The 19,201-nt window shown below is 57.0% G+C and carries 15 protein-coding genes and 1 pseudogene; 13 read left to right on the forward strand and 3 right to left on the reverse strand.

Annotation, left to right across the window (positions count from 1 at the left end; genetic code table 11):
- Nucleotides 1–38 precede the first annotated feature (38 nt).
- Nucleotides 39–1,043, reverse strand: a complete 1,005-nt coding sequence (locus U5G49_RS36135; RefSeq protein WP_193446218.1) for an extracellular solute-binding protein — start codon at nt 1,041–1,043, stop codon at nt 39–41.
- 141 nt (nt 1,044–1,184) lie between these two features.
- Between U5G49_RS36135 and U5G49_RS36140 the strand changes: the two genes are divergently transcribed.
- Complete coding sequence (locus U5G49_RS36140; RefSeq protein ID WP_193446217.1) at nt 1,185–2,342, forward strand: ROK family transcriptional regulator; 1,158 nt, start codon at nt 1,185–1,187, stop codon at nt 2,340–2,342.
- A 115-nt stretch (nt 2,343–2,457) separates the two neighbouring features.
- Here U5G49_RS36140 and U5G49_RS36145 read toward each other — a convergent pair whose 3' ends face one another.
- A complete protein-coding gene (locus U5G49_RS36145; protein ID WP_193446216.1) occupies nt 2,458–3,717 on the reverse strand; it encodes an ROK family transcriptional regulator in 1,260 nt (419 codons plus the stop codon).
- 286 nt (nt 3,718–4,003) lie between these two features.
- Between U5G49_RS36145 and U5G49_RS36150 the strand changes: the two genes are divergently transcribed.
- The 10 genes and pseudogenes from U5G49_RS36150 to U5G49_RS36195 all read left to right on the forward strand — a co-directional run bounded on the left by U5G49_RS36150 (nt 4,004) and on the right by U5G49_RS36195 (nt 15,234).
- Nucleotides 4,004–5,458: an ABC transporter substrate-binding protein gene (locus tag U5G49_RS36150; protein WP_193446215.1), complete on the forward strand. Its 1,455-nt coding sequence runs from the start codon at nt 4,004–4,006 to the stop codon at nt 5,456–5,458.
- 70 nt (nt 5,459–5,528) lie between these two features.
- A complete protein-coding gene (locus U5G49_RS36155; protein WP_193446214.1) occupies nt 5,529–6,458 on the forward strand; it encodes a carbohydrate ABC transporter permease in 930 nt (309 codons plus the stop codon).
- Between the two features lies 1 nt (nt 6,459).
- Entirely contained in the window at nt 6,460–7,293 is an 834-nt protein-coding gene (locus U5G49_RS36160) for a carbohydrate ABC transporter permease (protein WP_027681768.1), read from the forward strand.
- Between the two features lie 28 nt (nt 7,294–7,321).
- The gene (locus U5G49_RS36165) at nt 7,322–8,347 is read left to right on the forward strand and encodes a Gfo/Idh/MocA family protein (protein ID WP_193446213.1); all 1,026 of its coding nucleotides are present in this window, start codon (nt 7,322–7,324) and stop codon (nt 8,345–8,347) included.
- Between the two features lie 79 nt (nt 8,348–8,426).
- Nucleotides 8,427–9,593 carry an ABC transporter ATP-binding protein gene (locus U5G49_RS36170; protein ID WP_193446212.1) on the forward strand — a complete coding sequence of 389 codons (1,167 nt, stop codon included), beginning with the start codon at nt 8,427–8,429 and terminating at the stop codon, nt 9,591–9,593.
- A 182-nt stretch (nt 9,594–9,775) separates the two neighbouring features.
- Complete coding sequence (locus tag U5G49_RS36175) at nt 9,776–11,695, forward strand: methyl-accepting chemotaxis protein (RefSeq protein ID WP_193446211.1); 1,920 nt, start codon at nt 9,776–9,778, stop codon at nt 11,693–11,695.
- A 152-nt stretch (nt 11,696–11,847) separates the two neighbouring features.
- Nucleotides 11,848–12,444: a TetR/AcrR family transcriptional regulator gene (locus tag U5G49_RS36180; protein ID WP_246289408.1), complete on the forward strand. Its 597-nt coding sequence runs from the start codon at nt 11,848–11,850 to the stop codon at nt 12,442–12,444.
- A 492-nt stretch (nt 12,445–12,936) separates the two neighbouring features.
- The gene (locus U5G49_RS36185) at nt 12,937–13,521 is read left to right on the forward strand and encodes a 2-hydroxychromene-2-carboxylate isomerase (protein ID WP_193446210.1); all 585 of its coding nucleotides are present in this window, start codon (nt 12,937–12,939) and stop codon (nt 13,519–13,521) included.
- Complete coding sequence (locus U5G49_RS36190) at nt 13,518–14,216, forward strand: SDR family NAD(P)-dependent oxidoreductase (protein ID WP_018482080.1); 699 nt, start codon at nt 13,518–13,520, stop codon at nt 14,214–14,216. The genes U5G49_RS36185 and U5G49_RS36190 overlap by 4 nt, the downstream gene beginning before the upstream one ends.
- A gap of 172 nt (nt 14,217–14,388) precedes the next feature.
- Nucleotides 14,389–15,234 (forward strand): annotated as a pseudogene (locus U5G49_RS36195) (transposase).
- A 129-nt stretch (nt 15,235–15,363) separates the two neighbouring features.
- On the opposite strand, the gene U5G49_RS36200 reads toward U5G49_RS36195, so the two are convergent.
- Nucleotides 15,364–16,638: an ROK family protein gene (locus U5G49_RS36200; RefSeq protein ID WP_193446209.1), complete on the reverse strand. Its 1,275-nt coding sequence runs from the start codon at nt 16,636–16,638 to the stop codon at nt 15,364–15,366.
- A gap of 454 nt (nt 16,639–17,092) precedes the next feature.
- Here U5G49_RS36200 and U5G49_RS36205 point away from each other — a divergent pair, with 454 nt between their 5' ends.
- Together U5G49_RS36205 and U5G49_RS36210 are read left to right on the forward strand one after the other, a co-directional pair.
- Nucleotides 17,093–18,379, forward strand: coding sequence for a DegT/DnrJ/EryC1/StrS family aminotransferase (locus tag U5G49_RS36205; RefSeq protein ID WP_193446208.1), 1,287 nt, complete (start codon nt 17,093–17,095; stop codon nt 18,377–18,379).
- A 140-nt stretch (nt 18,380–18,519) separates the two neighbouring features.
- Nucleotides 18,520–19,191 (forward strand): HAD family hydrolase, encoded by a 672-nt coding sequence (locus U5G49_RS36210; RefSeq protein WP_193446207.1) that lies wholly within the window; start codon nt 18,520–18,522, stop codon nt 19,189–19,191.
- Nucleotides 19,192–19,201 lie beyond the last annotated feature (10 nt).

Raw genomic sequence — 19,201 nt, forward strand, 5'->3', positions numbered from 1 at the left:
GTGAAGCCTGGCGATCTGCATCGCCCGGTCCTACATCCTCACCGGATTTCAAGCTCGATCTTCTGCAACCAGCCGTCGAGTTTGGGCGCGATCGCATCCCAGTCGATCGGCTGCGCCTTGACTAGTTCCGCATTCGCCTGCACCTCTGGCGGTGATTTCGCCAGCGCCGCCGGCAGCACCGGAACCTGACCGAACTTTTTGGCGTAGCCGGCCATGACATCGGCAGAGCCGAACCAGTCGACGAATGCCTTTGCCTGCTCCAGCTGATCGGTTCCCGCCATGATCGCCACGCCTTCGGAGATGACCGGTGTGCCACCTTCCGTGTCAATGACCTTGACTTGCATGCCGAGCTCCTTGGCGTCCTTGGTGACGCCACCGAACCAGTTCAGATTGATGATCGCACCGCCCGATTTGAAGGCTTCTTTGCGCGCATCGGCGTCATCGACAACGATCGCGTTCGCATAGAATGCGCCAAGAAAATTCCATCCAGCCTGAGTGACGTCGCCCTTGTCGTCGAGGAACCGGGCCAAGATGCCGGCAAGATAGACCCTTGTCGTCTGCCAGGCGGTGTTGCCGATGACGTATTTGCCATTGTATTCGCCCCTTGTCAGGTCCAGCCAGCTTTTCGGCGCCCGCTCAGGGGCAAGCTTGTCGGAATCATAGGCGATGACAACCGGTGTGCTCCAGAATTTGTAGACAATGCCTTCTTTGTCCTTGTATTGCGCCGGGAGGTCCGGCGCCCAGACTGGTGTGTATGGCTGGAACAGGCCGTTCATTTTGAGCAGAGCCATAGACGTGTCGACCATGCCGAGTACGACATCGGCCTGGGGGTTGTTCTTCTCGGCGACCAGCCGATCAAAAAGTTCTCCTCCGGGTGCGCGCAGAAACTGCACATCGTGACCGGCGGCTTTAGCCTGGTCGATTATCCACTGAACGTTCTCTTCACCCTGAGGTGAATAAACGACAAGACTATTGGCCAAGGCCGGAGAGGTGATCGCGATCAGCACGGCTGCGAGGGTCAATAAACGTTTGATCTGATGCATGGTGTTCTCTCGTTTCAGTTTGGCCAGTCATCCCCGGCGCCTTCTTAATGGAGCTTCATGACAGTTTAATTACATTGCGTAATTTAATATATATTGCAATAGCTCTTTGGCTACTAACGATTTGAGGCACTCCTGGAACCAATGGACCTTTCACGGAACGAACGACGACTGGTCGAACTGATTTTCGTGGGCAAGAAGATTGCGCGCGTCGACCTGGCCGAACGGTCCGGCATGACAGGCGCTTCTGTCACTCGGCTAATAGGTCGCTTAATTGAGATCGGACTTCTGATAGAGGTGGTCGAGCGGACCGGCGCCCAAGGCCAGCCTCGGCGCTTGCTGAGCTTGCGGGCTGACCGGTATCTTTCCGCAGGAATAACATTCTCGGTCTCCCGAATGGAGGTAGCAATTGTTGATCTAGCAGGTAAGATTCTTACCTCCCAATCAGTCGACATCGAGACCAGCACGGCTTTGTCTGTGGCAGGCGCGGCGCAGGCGGCTATCGCGGCGATGCTGGCCGACCTTGGAGCGCCTAAGGATCGCCTTCTCGGGGTCGGTTGCTCGGTGCCCGGCAATTTCGGCACGATGTCGAACATCCTCAAGGCCCACAGCTTCTTCCCGGCTTTCGATGATGGTGAGGCGGACCAAGCTTTTAAAGCGACTTTCGAAGCGCCCTATTACATCGAGAATGATGGAACAACTGCAGCGCTCGGAGAGTATGTGTTCGGCGGACGCATCCCGCAGCCTGATCCGATGTTCTTCATTCACATCGGACACGGTGTCGGGGGAGGGGCGGTTATCGACGGACGGCCGTACCGCGGTGTCAATGGAAACGCCTGCCTGCCCGGAGTTCTCTACCCGTACGACCAGCCGCGCCCATCCGGCCAAGACCTTTTTGCCACCCTCAACGGTGCCGGCTTCGCCATCCACGACTTCATCGATCTCGATCGGTTGCCAGACAGCGCCGAAGCGGCGTTAGAAATCTGGGTTGAACGCGCCGGAAAGCAACTCAGGGAGACGGTACGTGTAGCAACGGCGATGTTCGACCCCTCGCTGATTGTCCTTGGGGGACGGCTGCCAGAACTAGTGACAGACAGGCTGGTACGCGCAATTTCCAGTCAGCCAATCCTTGGCCCGTCGCGCGGCTTGGAGGCTGCCGCAGTCGAGGCCTCCCGATTGGGCCCTCGCGCCGGCGCGATCGGGGCGGCCTGCATTCCGTTCTTTGCCTCTCTCTTTTCCGCCGCCGTCGCAGACGATGGCAGTCCTTACCTTAACGGTCGCAAGCCCAAATCCCGAGCTTAAAAAATTGATTGCGCGCCTGAGTCTCTTTAAGAGGTCTACCGGGGCTGGCCCCGGCGCGAACCGCACCTTGCATGCCCGCGAGCCCTTCCTTGCAGATCGGTGCCGCTACAAAGCCTCAAATGACCAACTTGAGGTGGCTGGATAAAACCAGGCCCGCGGCGCCACGCAGAGCCGTATGGCCTTCGCCGATACCATTGACCGTGATCGAGATCTCCTGACCAGGTCTCTTCACCACTAGCTGCTCGACATGCTGCCTGATCAGCTCCGCAGCCTTCATTCCGCCTCCGGCGACGTCTCCATGAAGGACGTAGGAGTTGAGGGAGAGTGTTTGCTGTAGGTTGACGATGCCGAAAGCCACGTTCCGTGTATAACGGTCGAGAAGCTCCTCTGCCGCGTTCGAGCCTTCGTCTGCTTCCATGACAAGCCTGGCACAGGTGACGCTTTTGGGATGCGGCAAGCCCATTCGGGCGGCTTCCTTTCGTAACCAAGGAAGGGCAGCGACGGTCTCCCAGCAGCCGTGCTTCCCGCAATTGCAAAGGGCACCATCGATCTGCACCACGCTGTGACCGAGTTCGCCGCCGGAGCCGGCAAGTCCACGGTAGACTTTACCATCGATGAAGAAAGCTCCGCCGAGAACCTCGCCAGTATAGACTGCTGCAAAATTTTGTTGGCCACGTCCAGGTCCGAACCATCGGTCACCGACAAGCAAGGCGCGGGGGTGATGATCGATGACAACCGGGAGAGAGAAGTGTTCCTGTAATATGGCTACAAGTGGAAGTCCCGTCAGAACGGGAGCAAGGTTCACGGTAAGAATGACCCCATTGTCACTGTCGATCATTCCAGCGGATGCCACGCCAATGCCGAACGGTGCCTGCTGGGCCTCAGACAGGGTAGTAGTAAGCGTTTTTGTGATAATCGCTATGAATGCTTCTTTGTCGCCAAACGGATCGAACTCAGCTTTCGTAATGGCCTTGATCTCACCGGTTAATGCGACCAGGCAGCCCTGTATCGTGCCGGGCAGAAGGAGGACTGCGCCGAGCATCGGTGCATCGGGGTTAAAATAAAGCGGTCGAGCCGGCTTGCCGCCTTTGACGTCGGAAGGCGACGCATCTCCCTCGATAAGAAGCCGGTCTTCGATCATCGGCTGCACAATACCGGTTATCGTGGTCCGGTTCACACCTGCAAGTCGAGCGAGATCTGCCCGGCTTTTAGGTCCGTTATCATATAAGGCTTGAAGGACGCGACCGCGGTTTATCGCGCCAAGTGCCGATTGGGAGACAAGTGTCACGTTGCCGCCGTTCTCGCCGGCAGCGACTTCTCTGCTGGCAGGGGTGCGCTGGCCCAACGAATAGGACGGCTGGCTCTCAAACTTCAATTCTCTTCTCCAATCTACCGGATCCTTTTAGCCCGTACATTATCGAACGGCCATACAGCATAAGGCCCTTTCTGGTGATGCAAGTAGGATGTCGATGACAACCGCGGTACAGCGCCGAAATTTTCGCCGCGACAACTTCTTGACACTAACATAAGTTTGTGCGAGGTACAAACTAACTGCTTACAAAAAGCAAATTAGGGGTAACAATCTCAGTATCGACAAGCGGAAGCCCGGGGCTGCGCTGAAGGGCCGGGGTTGGGATACGAAGCAACTGAGGAGGCTGTTTATGACAATCGATATCGGAAATATGTCGCGACGTGACCTGCTGAAAAGCGCTTCCGTCGCAGCTCTTGTGGCTGGCGCGGGATCATTGGCCATTCCACGGCGGGGTGCCGCGCAGGATGCGAACACGGTTCGCGTCCTGTCCGTTGAAGACCCATTCTTTTTCTCAATGAAGGCGCTGGTGCCAGAATACGAGAAGGAAACCGGCATTAAGGTGGAACTGGAGAGCCTCTCCTATGACGCCCTTCAATCGCGCCTCGTGTCTGCCTTTGTCGCCAAGACCTCAGACGCCGACGTCATCGTTGTCGATCAGATGTGGCTCGGGCAGTACCTCGACAATGGCTGGATCATCTCGCTGAATGATTTTATTGCCAAGGACAACGAGTTCGATCTCTCAGACTTCATCCCGGAGGTCCTTTACTCCTCGAATATGTGGCGCGGCCAGGTCGGCACATTGCCGGTCGCCGCCTATGCCCAGGGGGTTATGTACCGCAAGGACGTCTTTGACGAACTCGGCATTGCAGCACCGCCGACCGAGACATCGGAAGACTGGACCTGGACGAAATACGTTGACACCCTGAAGTCGATGGAAGGCAAATCATTTGGCGGCAAGCCGCTCTTTCCAACCGTCGTTTGCGGCTCTCAACCGTCGCCGATCGTCCACATGTTCACGCAGGTCTCAGCAAGCCACGGGGCGAACTGGTTCAAATCGTTCCCGGCCGCTCCGTGGGATTTCTCCCCGCAGCTGACAAGCCCCGCCTGGATCAAGTCTGTCGAAGTCTACAGGCAGCTCTACAAGCTGTCTCCGCCTGAAGCCATCAATTATGTCTGGTTCGACGCCGGCACCCGTTTCGCCAAGGGCGACATCGGCATGTTCTACTGGTGGACCCCGTACTTCTATCTGATCAAGAATTCCGGCTACATGACCGGCAAGAAGTCGGACGTCATGGAGAAGTATGCAACCGCGGCCTTGCCGAAGGCTGAGGGCGTGCCTCAGACGGTCAGCCTCGGCGGCTGGAGCCTTGGCATCCCGTCCAGTTCCGAAAGGCAAGAGGCAGGCTACGCCTTCATCAAATGGGCGACCTCGAAGGCCACGCAGAAGAAAATGGCTCTTTGGCCGGACCTCAACTACCAGTTTTCCGACTTTGCGCGCGTTTCGCTCTATCAAGACGAGGAAGTCAAGGCGATCTATCCTTACCTCGATGTGCAGTATGCGATGATGAAGCAGGGCAATGGCAAGGTCACACGCCCGCCTGTCCCTGGTTACACGGCTGTCGAAAGCGTGCTGGGTCTCACATTGAACCAGCTCTTGACTGGTAGCGAAGAGCCGAAGACGGGTCTTGAACGTGCCAACAGCCTGTTCGAGAGCATCCTAAAGGGCAATCTCATGATCCCTTATCAGAAGGATAGCTACGCAGATACTCTTGACGGGGCCAAAGCCCTGATCGCCAAAAAGTAACAGAGTTCTCCTCGGGCCGGCGCGAAAGCGATCGCGCCGGCAGCCACTTGAAGAAGAACTGGATCTGGCAATGCACACGACTATTGTTCGCTCTCCGCGAGCCTTAGGGCCTGCCCGGAAGAGCTTTATCCGACGAAACCTGCCATACTTGCTGATCGCGCCTTCGGTGGTGATGCTGCTCGCTCTGATCGCCTACCCCTTGCTGTTTGCCCTAAGATCGAGCTTCTATTTCTGGAACCTGCAAATCGGCCCGGAGCCGCTCCAGTTTGTTGGCTTCGAGAATTATGTGCAGGCGTTTAACGCCTTCGATTTTCGCGCCGCACTCACCAACACCCTGATCCTGTCGATCCTTGGCACGACACTTGAGTTCACGATTGGCCTGGCGATCGCGCTCATCCTGCTCAAGGCGCTGCCCGGCATGAATGTCGTGCGTGCCCTGCTGATCCTGCCCACCACGATTGCGCCCATCGTCGTCGGCTTTTTGTTCCGCTACCTCTATGATCCCGGCGGTGGACTGTTGAGCTGGCTGTTGCAGTCGTTCTGGCTCCCCGTTCCCGCAGAGGGAATTCTTGGCTCGCCATCGACGGCACTCGCGGCGATCCTCTTCGTCGACATCTGGCAGTGGACGCCGTTCTTTGCAATCGTTCTCTATGCGAGCCTTTTGGCCGTGCCCGACGAGATTTTGGAGGCCGCACGCCTGGATCGCGCGTCCGCGTGGACGATCCTGATGCGGATCAAGCTGCCGCTGATCAAGCGCACCGCGATCATCATCGTCATGCTGCGCTTCATGCAGATCTTCAACACCTTCGACACGGTGCTTGTGCTCACCCGCGGCGGACCAGGCACCTCCACGCGCACGCTTGGGTACTCTCTATACGAGCAGGGCCTTGTCAACTTCAACATAGGCCTAGTCAGCGCAATGACCTGGATCACCGTGCTAATCGTCAACGTCATCGTTGCCCTCTACGTCTTCTTCGCGTTCCGAAACGAGGAGTGGTGAAATGTCCCGCCGCCACACGAGCTTCAACACGGCACTCACCTACGCCGCCGGCCTCCTCTTCCTGGCAATCTTCGTCGGTCCGATCCTATGGTTCATCGCCCTTGCGATCCGCCCGGCCGAGACGGCGTTCACCATGCCGCCGCAACTCACATTCGAGCCCAATCTCGACGCATTCCGGCACATCCTCGTCGATCCGGGCACCAATGCACCGCAACTCGTCAATAGCCTCATCGTCGCGATTGGTGCTGTGCTGCTCAATCTGCCCTTTTCCGTTCCTGCGGCCTACGCATTGTCCCGTTTCAAGCTCCGCGGCAAGAAGAACATCATGTTGTGGTATCTCGGGCTGTTGATGGCCCCGCCGGTCGCGTTTCTGATCCCGTATTTCATCCTCATCACGCGCATTGGTCTCCAGGGTTCCTACTTTTCGATGATCCTGGTCCTCCAGACGCTGACGATCCCGTTTTCCGTCTGGTTGATGAAGAGCTTTATCGATGAGGTGCCAGTGGAACTGGAGGAAGCTGCCCGGGTGGACGGCGCCCGTTGGTACACGATCATGTTGCGGATCACGCTGCCCATCGTACGTCCCGGCATCATTGTCACCTCGATGTTCGCCTTCGTGTTCGCATGGAACAACGCCGCTTTTCCGCTGGTGCTGAGCTCACGCTCGACCGCCACCCTTCCGATCGGAACACTTGGATATTTCGCAACGAGCGGAGTGACCTGGAACTACATCGCCGCCGCCGCGGTGCTCGCGATGATACCTCCGATGATCATCTTCCTTGTTTTCGATCGATACGTCGTACGAGGCCTCACCTTTGGTTCGGTGAAGGGCTGAGCTTTCCCTTTATGAATGGAGTAATGAAATGAGCAGACTGCGAATGGGCGTCATCGGCGCCGGTCTCTGGGGCGGCAATCACGCCCACACCTTTAATGTCTTGCCGGAGACCGAGCTGGTCGGCGTCTGCGACCTCGATGAGGGCAGGGCGCTGAAGATGAAGGAAACCTACGGCGCAACGCAGGCCTTCACCGATTATCAGAAGCTGATCTCCAGCGACCAGATCGATGCGATCTCGGTTGCGACACCCGACTTTACCCACACGCCGATAATCCTCGCCGCTCTGAAAGCTGACAAACACGTGTTGAGCGAAAAGCCGCTTGCGACGACGGTGAGTGAAGCCGAGGAAATTGCTGCGGCTGCCGCAAAATCCAAGGGCAAGCTGATGATTGATTTCCACAACCGTGTAAATCCCATCCTCGCCCAGGTTCGCGACATGATCCAGGACGGTCAGATCGGCTTGGCCAAACACGGGACCGCGCGTCTTTCGAATACGACATTCGTTCCGTTCGAAATGCTGAGCTGGGCTGCAAAGTCTTCGGCACTCTGGTTCCTGGGCAGCCACCTCGTCGATGTCCTGCGTTTCATTCTCGCAGACGAGGTCGTGCGTGTCTATTCCGTCGCCCGCTCTGGGACACTGTCTGCCGGCGGCGTGGATACGAAAGACTTCCATGCGTCGATCCTTGAATTTTCCAAGGGCACGGTCGTGACCATGGAGAACAGCTGGATCCTGTCGCGCGACAATCCTTCGCTCGTCGATTTCAAGATCGAGTTCGTTGGTGAAAAGGGTCAGATCCAGGCAGACCCGACCCATAGCGGCGGCCTGCGCCGTATCGTCGACGGCGGACTGAAATACAATGACTACATCGGCATAACGCCAACCGGCGCGACGCGTATCGGTGGCTTCGTATTGGAATCCATCGCTCGCTTCGTCGATAGCGTGGTCCGTGATGCTCCTCTGCTGGCAGATGCACAGGACGGTCTGGAAAACACCAAGATCCTGGCGGCGATCGAACAATCGGTCGCAAGCGGCAAGGCTGTGAACATCGGCTAATGCCGGAACCAAAAGCTCGGGGCAAATCCGTGCGAACAGTTCGGCTTGCCTCGCCCAAATATACTGGGAGTAGATAAAAATGGCGTCCATGACCTTTGATGGGATAGGCAAGACCTTTCCGGACGGAACCGTTGCTGTTGCGAATGTAAGTTTTTCGGTCGCGAACGGAGAATTCGTCGTTTTGGTCGGCCCGTCTGGTTGTGGCAAGTCGACATTATTGCGGATGGCAGCGGGTCTTGAAACGCTCAACAGCGGCCGGCTGCTCATGGATGACGCTGACGTCACGGAGACAGAACCCCAGGATCGGGATATTGCGATGGTTTTTCAGAACTACGCGCTTTACCCTCATATGACTGTTTACGACAACATGGCTTTTGGCTTGCAGCAGCGCAAAATACCCAAGGACAAGATTGACAAGCTGGTGCGCGATGCAGCCGAAATGCTTGATCTCGCGCGCTATCTCGAGCGCAAACCGGGGGCATTGTCTGGTGGTCAACGCCAACGCGTGGCGATGGGTCGAGCGATCGTTCGCCATCCCATGGCCTTCCTGATGGACGAACCTCTTTCCAACCTCGATGCCAAGCTCCGCGTGCAGATGCGCGGTGAACTGAAGCTCCTTAATCAGCGACTCGGCGTCACAACCCTTTATGTGACCCACGATCAGGTCGAGGCTATGACCATGGGCGATCGCGTGGCTGTGCTGAAGCCGGTGTTTAACGGACAGGAGAGTAATCTTCAGCAGATCGACACGCCGCAGATGCTTTACGACAAGCCGTCTAATCTGTTCGTCGCGGGGTTCATCGGTTCGCCCGCCATGAATTTCGTACGCATCGAGCTGACAGCGGAAGCCGGGACGCTGAAAGCTGCGATTACCGGGACGAAGATATCCTTCTCCATCCCCGCCCAGCCAGCATTGTCGGTCTTTGCCGGGCGACAAGTCATTGTTGGAATTCGCCCGGAGATGTTCAAGGTTTGTCCCGAGGCCGAGGCGTTGTTCAATGAGCAGATCCCGGTTGCCGAAGCGCTTGGAGCCGACACTTTCGTGTTTTTCGACATTGCGTCACCGCCGGTCAATATCAACGATGCTGAGGATACCGAAGACTTTCCCAATAAGGGTAAGAACCGGCTTGTGGCGCGTATACCACCGGCGCTGACGCCTCGACCCAATCAGGTGCTGCCATTGACTGTCGACCTGGAGAAATTGCACTGGTTCGATCCAGTAACGGGGACTGCGATCCGCGACTGACAGAACGTGCACGAACTATCGCCAGCTCGGGTTTCAACTCTTTTCTCCTGCCCTCCCAGGCAACTTGGCTGTCGTCGATTACGAGGTCGGCGGCAGCCATTTTTTTAAAACTCGAGACATCAAACCATCAGAATCTGAACATCCATCCGCCGTAAGTGACACCGAGCTTAGAGGAGTGGCCTGTGAAACACGTTTCCATTGTCGGTAAGTTCTTTATCATCATGGCCGTCTTTGGCATCATGGCACTCGGTCTGACGTTCTATCAGAGCCGGCAAATGCTGAGGGTTAGCGACAGCTATCAGGAGCTTCTCGACAGAGATGCATCTGCAGCACTTCGCTTGACCCAGTCGAACCGAAGTCTGGAAACCGCGCGTGCTAGCATCAGCGACATGGTGATGACGCGGTCGAAAGAGGCGAGGGCGCGCGCAGAAGCTGGCTTGAATGACGCACGAGAAAACTTCGTCAGGTTCATGGATCTGGCGATCGCTGCCGTTCCTGAGCAGAGCGAACTGCCGAAGTTGAAGGCGGATGGATTCTCCGTCCTGACCGATACGTGTGGCGCAGCCATCGCAGTTGGTCGCGGCGCAACTAGTGAAGCCGAGCTTGCCATGGTCCAGCAACTCTATCTCACTCTTTGCCAACCCGCCTTTGCTGCCATCTCACCGAGATTCACATCCGTCACGGAAAAACTCGCTTCGGACGCAGAGCAAAAGCGTGCTGACGTTTCGAGCGTTGTCCGTGACACGTCCGTGCTGAGTTTGGGAGCAGCTAGTGTGGCACTCCTGGCTGTCTGGTGTTTCGGCTTTCTCGCAATTCGCGCCTGGTTGGTCAAACCGATCAAGCAGATGGTTAGGACGATGAAGGTCATAGCCGACGGCGATCTCACTTCGACTGTTGAGGGAACGATCCGCCGCGACGAGATCGGATCGATGGCCCGGGCAGTACAGATCTTCAAGGACAACGAGTTAAGGGCGCGCGATCTCGGAAAGGATGCAGAGAAAAGTCGTGGCGCAAATGAGATTGAACGTGCGCGTCTCGCCGAGACCGAGCGTCAGCGGGCGCGGGATATGGCGGGGGCAACGTCCGGGCTTGCAGAGGGCCTAAGGTATCTCGCCGACGGCAACCTCGTGTTCAGCCTCGACGACAAGTTCGCCGAGGACTTCGAACCGTTGCGGACGAACTTCAATGCTGCTGTTGCCCAACTCGCTGAGAGCTTGAGAGCTGTGTCGAACGCAACCGAATCGATAGATGATGGCGCGCAGGAAATCAGTTTGAGCGCGCAGGACCTGTCACGCCGCACAGAGCATCAGGCTGCTTCACTGGAGCAAACCGCCGCCGCTCTGGATCAGATTACCCAGAACGTCGCCCGTTCCTCAAAGCGCACAGCGGAGGCGCGACATGTTGCGATCGAGGCAAACAAGTCGGCGCGCCACTCCGGGGAAGTGGTCTCCAGCGCTGTCGCGGCAATGCAACGCATCGAACGGTCATCCTCGCAGATCTCCAGTATCGTCGGGGTCATCGACGAAATCGCGTTTCAGACCAATCTTCTGGCGCTCAACGCAGGCGTCGAGGCGGCTCGATCCGGCGAGGCAGGAAAAGGTTTCGCGGTTGTTGCCCAGGAGGTGCGGGAGCCTGCTCAACGCTCTGCGCATGCAGCAAAAGAGATCAAGGATCTTATCCTCAATTCGGTTGATGAGGTCAGCAGTGGCGTCAAGCTGGTCCGCGATACCGGCGAGGCGCTCAAGATCATCGTGGACCAGATAGTGCTGATTAACACTCAGCTTGATGCCGTCACGGCCGCTTCCAACGAGCAGTCCGCAACTCTTTTTGAGGTCAATCGGACAGTCAATCAAATGGATCAGGTGACGCAGCAAAATGCAGCCATGGCCGAGGAATCCACGGCTGCAAGTACGGCACTTGCCATCGAGGCAAAACAGTTGCGCGGGATTGTGTCGGAGTTTCAGATTGACGCGGCCGACAAGCCGCATGGCAGCGTCATTCTCTTCGATAGAGAGCCACTCGCCGAGATGACGCTGACACAGGCCGACAAAGACCCTTTTGAGGCTCCCCGTAAAGTCGGTGCATCCGTCGAAGGTGGGTAGCAAAATAGCCTTCACTGATAAAATCGGCGAGTGCGGCTTGTAATAGAAGCGATGGGTAATGTCCGGTTTTACAGGCAACCCGCCTTGAACCCTTCCTTTATTTATATGCTAATGGCCAAGGCAGACCGTCAGTTGGCAAGGAGACATTGGTCTTGGGGCATTCACAGGCCGAAAAGGTACAAAATCGAGAGCGGATTCTGATGGAGGCCGCTGACCAGATCCGCGACGGCGGGCTCGAATCGGTGAGTGTAGGCAAGCTTATGAAAAGCGTTAATTTGACGCATGGCGGCTTCTACGTCCATTTCGCATCGCGTGCGGACTTGCTCGCCCAGGCTCTGACGCGCGCCCTGGTTGATGGCGCGCGTCGGTCGCCAAAGGGATCAGGGGGCGCGCGCGCCTTCGCCAACGTGGTTAAAGACTATCTAAGTCGGAACCATCGGGACTCGCGCAGCTCTGGGTGCGCGATTTCGGCGCTGGTTTCCGATGTCGGGCGTGCCGATGCCCAGTCCAAGACGGTCATGGGAGCCTATGTTGAGGATTACATCGCTGCCACTCGGCAACAACTTGGCGACGACGACGATTCGAGGGCGATGTTGGCCGTCAGCGCGATGGTTGGGGCTCTGGCGCTGTCGCGGGTGATGACCGACCCCGACCGTTCGGACGCCCTGCTCCGCACCGTCCGCGATCACCTGGCGGCGTTCGACGACGCCAATGAGCTGGCGCGCTCAGGTAACCGGGGCGAGGCCTGAGTCGTGGCACGGGCCGGGAACTGTTAGCACCCCGGTCCCTTTGCGCATAGTTCAGCCTCTTCGCAACCTGGCGGGCCGCTCTCGCGACCGTGAGCACCTATCGCAGGTTTATAAAGACCAACTTCAAAGTGCCGATCAAAACGACTGCGAGCCCGAGAGTTTGCCTCATCGGTACGTCCCCGCCCACCAATCGGCCCGGCGTATGACGATCTGCGAAGCATTGGGGTAGACAGGATGATGGTCATCATGCAGAATGAATGTGTGATTGGTTGTGACGCTGGCAGTTTTCGGTTTCAAAGCCCGCTGGACGAACAACTCCGCCACCGTTCATAGGCGCCAGGGAGACAATGCGTTGGCCTAGGTGTGCATCTGTTTCTACTTACCTAATCATCGGCCTTCGGGCCGGAGTTCGGTTCTATCTCGCAGCCGAGCGCGGAGCCGGCGTGCACGATAACATTTTGTACAACGACGGATTGCTTTAAGGAGCCCCGAATGAGAACGCTCGACTTTTATTTCGACTATCGCAGTCCATACAGCTTCCTGGCGCTGTCCCAGGTCCAGAAGATGGATGTGGAGATCGCCTTCCATCCCTTGGAGATCGGAGACTTGATGAAGCAGGTGGGGAACGTGCCGACGAGCATCACCTGCGCACCCAAGGGCCGCTATGTGATGACCGATCTTCAGCGATGGGCAGCTCATTATGGAGTGTCGCTTAACTGGCACCCACAGCTGCTGGAGATCGATGCTAGCCGGCTCTTGCGCGCCACGCTCGTGGCTGGGCAAATGGGTGCTATGTCCGCGGCGGTAGAAGCGATCTTCAACGCGATATGGTCGGCTCCGGCACCGCTTGCGACGGCGGCAGAGGTCGCCGCCGTGCTGGGTGCCGCCGGTCTCGACGCCGAGGAACTTGGAAGGCGAATGGACGAGCCGGACGCGCAGGGCTTGCTGGAGGAGGCAACCACAAGGGCGGCGTCGCGCGGCGTGTTTGGCGCGCCGACCCTATTTGTGGGGGACGAAATGTTCTTCGGCAATGATCGGCTGCACTTCGTGCAGGATCACCTGGCGCGCGCCGCATGAGCCCGCTTGTCATCATCACCGGCGTCGGGCCGGGCACCGGCTCAGCATTGGTGCGACGGTTCCACGACGGTGGCTACCAAGTCGCCATGCTCGCACGCACCGCCGAGCGCTTGAGCGATCTTGAGAGCGAGCTTCCAAACGCTTTCGCGGTCCCCTGCGATGTGGCCGACCCTGCGGCGCTCGCAAACGCCCTTGAGACCATCGAGCAACGCGCCGGCGCACCTAAGGTGGTGATCCACAACGCGGTGGGCGGGGCCTTCGGCAACTTCCTCGACATCGAGCCGGAAGTCCTTCAGCAGAATTTCCAGATCAATGTCATGGCGCTGCTACAACTGGCCAGGTGGGTTGCACCGCGGATGGAGGCGGCAGGGGGCGGTGCCTTGCTGGTGACAGGCAACACTGCGGCTTACCGCGGCAAGGCCGCCTTTGCCGGCTTTGCGCCAAGCAAGGCGGCGCAGCGCGTTCTCACCGAGTGCATTGCCCGCGAGATGGGTCCTCGGGGCGTACACGCTTCTTTCATGATGATCGACGCGGTCATCGACCTGCCTTGGACTCGCGCGCGGTTCGCGGATATGCCGGATGACTTTTTCATCCAGCCATCCGACATCGCCGAAGAGGTCTGGCACGTCACTCACCAGCCGCGTTCGGCTTGGTCGTTCTTGACGGAATTGCGGCCCTTCCGCGAGCCTTGGTGACCGGAGGGCTCAGCATCAGGTAGGGGGCTGCAGGCTGGTACAGGCAAGGCGATGACAAAGTCTACAAGTGACGTCGCCATTGTCTGCTTGATGCGCGGAGTTCAATCCCGCTCATCCGGTTCTCTTGCCGCCGCCAAACAGGCCTATCCGCCTGGCCGCAAAGGATGATCATATAGGCAAGTCTGATGCGTTGGATATTCGCGAGCGTGTCGTGTCGATGGTGGACAGTCTCGGCGGGCCGCGGCGCGGCACTTCTGTGTCAGCGAGAGTGCTGCGATCAAGCTACCGCGTCGTCGCGCAGTGAGCGGCACGGTTGCGCGCCGTTGCGGGAGGGCCGTCCGCGAGGCAGCGGCAAGCTTTCAGCCTATCTGTCGTTCCTGATCGCTGAGGTCGAGCGCAAGCCCGACATCACCATGCTGGAACTGGCTGACAAGCTTGATGGCACGCATGGTGTTCGGGTTCCACCGTCGTCACTGTCGCGTGTCCTGGCCGCCCACGGGCTCACAAAAAAGCCCTGATGGCGTCGAACGCGCACGCGCGACGGTGCGGCTGGACCGTGACGTCTGGATCGGCAAGCGTCGGCCAAGAATGCGACTGGATGCACCGTTCGGGCATTGGGGGACGCAGACCTTCATCGCAGCATTGCGCTGTTACGGCCTGACCGCGCCGTGGATCATCCATCACGCCAGGAACCGCGTCTCGTTCGAGACCTATGTCCCGACCCAGCTCGCGCCAAGGCTTGAACCCGGTGATCTCGTCATCCTTGACAACCTCGTCGTTCAAAAGCACCAGCGCGGCACAGGCCGTTAAACGAGGAGCCGGGCTACTGTTTCTGCCGCCCTACAGCCCCGATCTCAATCCCATGGAGATGGCATTTTCCAAGATTAAGGCTGACCTGCGCGCCGCCGCCGCAAGAACCTTCGATACCCTCTCCGACGCTCTCGGCTCAATCTGCAATCTCTTCAACAGAACCGAATGCTGGAACTATCTCAAAGCCGCAGGATATGCGTCCGATTAAGCGTAAGGTGCTTTAGGTTCGAAAGTCGCCTATAAGCCCGACTTATGGAATTACCTACCGTTTGCCAGATTGCTTTCAAAGGCAGCCCAGTTTGGCGCCACTTATCCGAGGATCGTATTGCGGAGGCCATTAGATGACGAAATTCAGCAATTCAGAAAGAAGCAGACTGGCGGCACCGCGCAAAGCCGCCAGGCATTCGCTATCTCCGAAAGCAAGGGCAATTTCATCACCCGGGCGATGGAATACCAATTCCCGGAAGCTTTCCTGGATTAAATGAAGTATGGGGTTTCCCCCTCGTACGATGTCGCCGTGAATGACGATAAAATTGGGCGCCATGGACTGCTGGAGGTTCGCCAGGCCGACCGAAATATTGAACGCGTAGTCGCGAAGTAATTCTCTTGCGCCTGGGACATTGTCGTTGGCCAGAGTCAATAATCGGCTCACATCCAGCGAGTGAGGTTGTGGCAACCGCCTGACCTTGGCCTCGTCCATTAACCACTTCGAGCTGGCGATTGTTTCCCAGCATCCGCGTCGGCCGCACTGGCATATCCGACCTTTGATGTCTACGGTCGTATGACCGATTTCACCGCCTGCACCTGCGGGTCCCCGATAGAGATGCCCATCAAGATAAAGCGCCCCGCCCAAAGTCTCGCCGATATGGACGGAGGCGAAGTTTCTCCGACCGCGGCCCTGTCCAAACCATCGGTCCCCAACCAACAAAGCTCTGGTATCCTGATCGACACACACGGTAACTCCGAATCTTTTGTGCAGCTCGGCTTCGAGCGGTAAGCCGTCCAGGAATGGCCCGAGACTTACGGTCACGATTGTGCCCGTCTCCGTATTGATCATTCCTGCAACTGCTACACCTATCCCCAAGATCGGTTTGCCAGATGCGATAGTTTCTTCGACACAGGTGCTTATAATACGGAATGCGTCGGAGGGGTGTGTTAGGTTCTTCGGAAAATCGGCGGCGTGTTGAGCATAGACCTCGCCCTCCAATGAGACCAAACACGCACTCACGCGGTCGTGCAGCAGGAGCACCGCGCATATTGGCCTTGCATCCTTGGAAAACCACAACTTGGTAGCCGGTTTGCCGCCTGCTTCGTTGGGAGGTATCACCTCTCCTTCCGCAAGAACACCCTGATCGATCAGGGGCTGCACAATCCCTCCGATAGTTCCTCGAGTCACACCGGTAAGGCGGGCCAGGTCCGCCCTGCTAGATGGCCCTATGTCGTACAAGGCTTGCAGCAATCGGCCCCGATTCGCAGGGCCCAAGGTTCCCGTTGGAATCAGTTTTTGGGCGGGTACTATACCCTTAGCGCTCTCATCTTTATGGCGATCGTCAGAACTGCCCTCACTTTCTCCCAATCGGTGAGCTTCGAGTCTTCTTATCAACGAGTCCATAGCATCCAATCCTGTTGGCCGAATCAATTGCGCCACCAACGGCCAGCACTATCAGAGGGCTAACCGCTTCTTCGCCATCCGGTGAGGCTCGGGTTATGATCTGGGGCCATGTGCTGTTCTTCCAAGGCATCTTATGATCGGCACCTGGCGCTTACGGGAAACTTTGGCCGGTTCACGTCAAGCCTTCATTCAGTGACCTTAGTTGTCCGCCCAGTCGTTAAAAACTATTGAAATATCCCAAGCGCTCCCTACAGAAGCTGACCAAGGTGACGCCCAAGCGGCTGCCACCATACACAACAGAATCGAATATTATACTTATTTTATCTCGCGTATCTTAAATATAATTTAGAATATACTTTTTTATATACTTAGTTTGAGCTATCATATCTGGGAAAGCAGTGCTAGCGTTCGTGTGGGCTGATCAGCATTCTAATGAGCATGATTGGAGAACGCGATGAACGGATTCGGTGCACTACGGCTCAAAACCCGCAACGCAACAGCCGCTTTCTCAGCCGAGAAGCTCGCCGTTTTCGGTGGAAAGCCTGTGGTCCCCCAGGGACGTGTTACACCTTGGCCCGCCGCGCAGAATAAGCACGTGGATGCCCTCCGTGGCGTTGTCGATGGTGGAAGGTACCACCGCGTTAACCATCCAATCGTGAGCGATTTGGAGCAAAAACTTGCAAGATGGACTGGGAAGTGGCAAGTGCGCGCTGTTGGCAGCGGAACGGCGGCCATTCACATCGAACTCGACTACGTCAAAGAGCGAGGCGAGCAAGTTGTTACCGCGGCACTGAATTGGCCAGGAGCGGTAGGACCAATTACAATCAGTGGCCTCCAACCCGTCTTCGTTGACGTCGACATGAACCTAGCCGGGATTGATCAGTGGGCGGCCGCTGAAAGGTTCAACCCCAATGTCGCTGCAGTTTTAATCACTCACCTTTTCGGGAACAATATTCTCGTCCCCGACGGGAGGTCTGCAGCGCGTGCTCAAGGCATTGCTGTGATCGACGACATCTGCCAATCGATCGGAGCCGCGAAACCAATCGTCGGCGGTGCTCATCTTGATGCAGACGCACTCGCTCTATCCGGAAACGGCGCCAAGCATCTTGGGGCTGGGGAGCTAGGATTTGTCATTACGGAGGACGCCAACTTGATTGCACATGTTGATCGCGTATCGCTGTCCAGCTCGTCGCGGAGTGGAGCGCGAATATTCTCGCCCTATTCCCAAGGCTACAACTACAGGCCTAACGTATTCTCTTCATCTATAGCGAAGCTGCGAGTCACAGAGATGGATACGCAACTCCAAATCCGAAGAGACAACAGCAAGCTTTTATGGGAGATGATCAGCGAGCTTGTGGGTATATTTCCTCTTTTCAACCCATCTGACTGCGACCATTCGATGCTCAACTTTCCCCTCCGGATCGAACCTGCGGCACTTGGCTTCGCGCCAGGCCCGGCTGCAAGGGATTTCGTGGTCAAATCGCTGCAGGCCGAAGGCGTGCCTATCTGTGTTTGGCTCACGAAGCCCGTATTCGAATATCTTCCGGACATTTGCGACAACTGGAAGGCCGCAGATTTTCCAAACACAGTGAAACTCTTGGATACGATGTTTTACGTTTCCGAGATTGCGCCTCCCAACGATGGCGAATTGATGAAGCTTTATGCAGAGGCGTTTCACAAGGTTTGGAATGCTCTTCATAAGCAAGGTCCAAAGATCGCCGCAGGAGCAATTTCCGGCTGAGCACCGTGCGTCGCACCAATTTCCCAGTGCCGCAATGGTCAACATCCGATCGGTTTCAATCATACTTTGCTCAATGCCCGGAAGATTGAAAGCTGCGCTGGGACAAAACTCAGGGCGATTCTACAACGAGGACTCCTTGTATGTCTTTTTCAAAAAGTCCGGAATTACTGATCTTCGACTGCGACGGGGTTCTCGTCGATAGCGAGCTTATCGCAACCAGGGTGCACATCGAAGCTTTGGCGAAATGCGGCTATATCATAGCCGCTGAAGAATATAACGATCGCTTCATAGGAATGACTGACCAGCAAAGTTATTCAGTCATAGAATCCGAGGGCGGCTTACGGCTACCGGAGGATCATCATGAACGTGTGATGGCCGAAGTTGCAAATCGATATGCTCGTGATCTGCGTGCAACCAGCGGCGTTCGGCAAACCTTGGAAGCTATCGATTTAAGGAAGTGCGTGGCGTCGAACAGTGATGCTGCAAAGCTCTGCTTGGCACTTAAAGTCACAGACCTCCATGATTTCTTTTGGCCCCATGTCTTCAGCGCTTCGCAAGTTGCGCGTGGTAAGCCAGCGCCGGATCTCTTTCTGTTTGCAGCACAGAATATGAACACACCGGCTGACAGTTGTCTCGTTATTGAAGACAGCGTTGCTGGAACTCAGGCGGCGGTGGCGGCCGGGATGATGGTGATTGGCTTCGTAGGTGGCTCTCATTGCCTTGCTGGGCATGGAGACAAACTGATGGAGGCAGGTGCCACAAAGCTGTTTAGCCGCATGACGGCGTTGCCACAAATCTTAGCAGGTTTGTGATCGCGCAGTT

This window comes from Rhizobium indigoferae, assembly GCF_034554815.1.
GTDB lineage: Bacteria > Pseudomonadota > Alphaproteobacteria > Rhizobiales > Rhizobiaceae > Rhizobium > Rhizobium leguminosarum.

Coding starts and splice junctions, on each gene's coding strand:
- U5G49_RS36135 (WP_193446218.1), bottom strand. CDS start 1,043: ATGCATCAGATCAAACGTTTATTGACCCTCGCAGCCGTGCTGATCGCG.
- U5G49_RS36140 (WP_193446217.1), top strand. CDS start 1,185: ATGGACCTTTCACGGAACGAACGACGACTGGTCGAACTGATTTTCGTG.
- U5G49_RS36150 (WP_193446215.1), top strand. CDS start 4,004: ATGACAATCGATATCGGAAATATGTCGCGACGTGACCTGCTGAAAAGC.
- U5G49_RS36155 (WP_193446214.1), top strand. CDS start 5,529: ATGCACACGACTATTGTTCGCTCTCCGCGAGCCTTAGGGCCTGCCCGG.
- U5G49_RS36160 (WP_027681768.1), top strand. CDS start 6,460: ATGTCCCGCCGCCACACGAGCTTCAACACGGCACTCACCTACGCCGCC.
- U5G49_RS36165 (WP_193446213.1), top strand. CDS start 7,322: ATGAGCAGACTGCGAATGGGCGTCATCGGCGCCGGTCTCTGGGGCGGC.
- U5G49_RS36170 (WP_193446212.1), top strand. CDS start 8,427: ATGGCGTCCATGACCTTTGATGGGATAGGCAAGACCTTTCCGGACGGA.
- U5G49_RS36185 (WP_193446210.1), top strand. CDS start 12,937: ATGAGAACGCTCGACTTTTATTTCGACTATCGCAGTCCATACAGCTTC.
- U5G49_RS36190 (WP_018482080.1), top strand. CDS start 13,518: ATGAGCCCGCTTGTCATCATCACCGGCGTCGGGCCGGGCACCGGCTCA.
- U5G49_RS36200 (WP_193446209.1), bottom strand. CDS start 16,638: ATGGACTCGTTGATAAGAAGACTCGAAGCTCACCGATTGGGAGAAAGT.
- U5G49_RS36205 (WP_193446208.1), top strand. CDS start 17,093: ATGAACGGATTCGGTGCACTACGGCTCAAAACCCGCAACGCAACAGCC.
- U5G49_RS36210 (WP_193446207.1), top strand. CDS start 18,520: ATGTCTTTTTCAAAAAGTCCGGAATTACTGATCTTCGACTGCGACGGG.